We start from the raw sequence: 1,652 nt of genomic DNA on the forward strand, positions 1-1,652 counted from the left end.
GGGCGCGCGGCGATGGACGGTCCGGGGCGCGGGCGGCTTCGGGGCGCGCTCGGCCTTGCGCCGCGGCGGCTCGTCCGGGAGCCGCGCGATCGCCGGCCCGCCGCCGCCGGGCAGCCCGAGGGCCGCGCGCATCGGCGCGTCGTAGCCGTAGAGATCCGGAAGGGTGCGGTAGGCGCCGCCGTCGTCCACGAAGGCGGTGAAGTAGGCGAGGTGGACCGGCAGCTTCTCCGGCAGCCGGATGGTGCGCTCGCCCTTGCCGATCAGCTTCTTCAGCCGATCCGCGGACCAGTTCGGCAGCACCGCGTCGGCGAGACGGAACGGGTCGTCGACGCGGACGCAGCCGTGGCTGAAATCGCGCTTCGCGGCGGAGAACAGCGAGCGGTTCGGCGTGTCGTGCAGGTAGACCGCGTGCTGATTCGGGAACATGAACTTGATGAAGCCGAGCGCGTTGCGCTCCCCCGGGGGCTGGCGCAGCGAGATGTGCCCGCCGCGACGGACGACCTCGTAGCCGCCCCAGGTCTTGCCGCCGTAGCCGGCGAGCTTCGGCGCCATCGTCTTCAGGATCGACGGCGGGACGTACCAAGACGGGTTGACGACCGCGTACTCCATCATCCCGGAGAACAGCGGCGTGCGCGATTCCGGCTTGCCGACGATGACTCGCGCCTCGTCGCGCATGACACCGCCCCGGTAGGCGCGCAGGCGATATTCCGGCACGTTGACCAGGATGTAATCCGGCCCCAGATCGCCCGGAAGCCAGCGCCACCGCTCCATGTTGACGATGAGTTCGGCCTCACCGCCGGTCGGGCGCGCCGAACGGCCGGCATCGGCGAGGGCCAGCACCGTCTGGACGTTCAGGACGCCGTTCCCCGGCAGGCCGCGGCCGCGCTGAAACTTGGCCACCGCGTCGGCGACCACAGTATCGTACTCCTCCGGCTCACCGGGCCCCTTGTCCAGGGTCGCGGCCGGACGGTTCTCGAGGTTGAAATGTGCCCGCAGCAGCGGGACGCGGGCATCGCGCATGCCGACGCGCAGGGCCGGCCCGGCCGGGAGGCGCAGAGGCTTCACCGCGGCCGGCGCGGGTCCCCGCAGGGTGGCGAGCCGCGCCTTCAGCGCGAGATAGCCCGGGGTCGCCGGGTTGTAGGCCTGCAGCGCCTCGCCGGCCTTCGCGCCGGCCTCGTCGAGCTTCGCCAGGACGTCGTTGCCGGCCGGGAGATCGAGGTGCGGGGTGATCAGCCGCGAGATCGAGGCCAAGTTGATCCGGCCGCCGCGGGCGTCCCGGGCGTAGAGAACCGCCGCCGCGGACAAGCGCAGATCGGCGTCGGCGACCGCCTTCTCGTCCGGTTTGTCGGCGAGCGCCGGGACCGTGTAGGCGCGGGGGTCGAGCCCGTCCTCGGCGGCGGCCGCGAGCCGCGCAGAGACCGCCTTCGCGGCGTCGGTCCAGGCCCCGCCGGTGATCCAGAGCGGCTTGAAGCTGCGGGCCTCGTAGAAGCTCCGGATCGCGTCGCGGTCCTTGCCGGTGAGGCGGAGCAGCAGGGGCGCGGCATCCGCGAACCGAGCGAAGATTGCGGCGCCGAGCGGGTCCGTCGGGGCGACCGGAGCCGCCGCGGCGGGAGCCCGCGCCGGGCCGGGGCCCCGGGCCTCCCCCCCTGGGG

At 73.6% G+C, this 1,652-nt stretch carries 1 protein-coding gene; it reads right to left on the bottom strand.

Features of this window, described 5'->3' with window-relative positions; translation table 11 throughout:
* On the bottom strand, nucleotides 1-1,652 hold a 1,652-nt coding region (locus ACLBYE_RS30390), incomplete at both ends, for a L,D-transpeptidase family protein (protein WP_447697016.1).

Source organism: Methylobacterium sp. A52T (assembly GCF_053346095.1).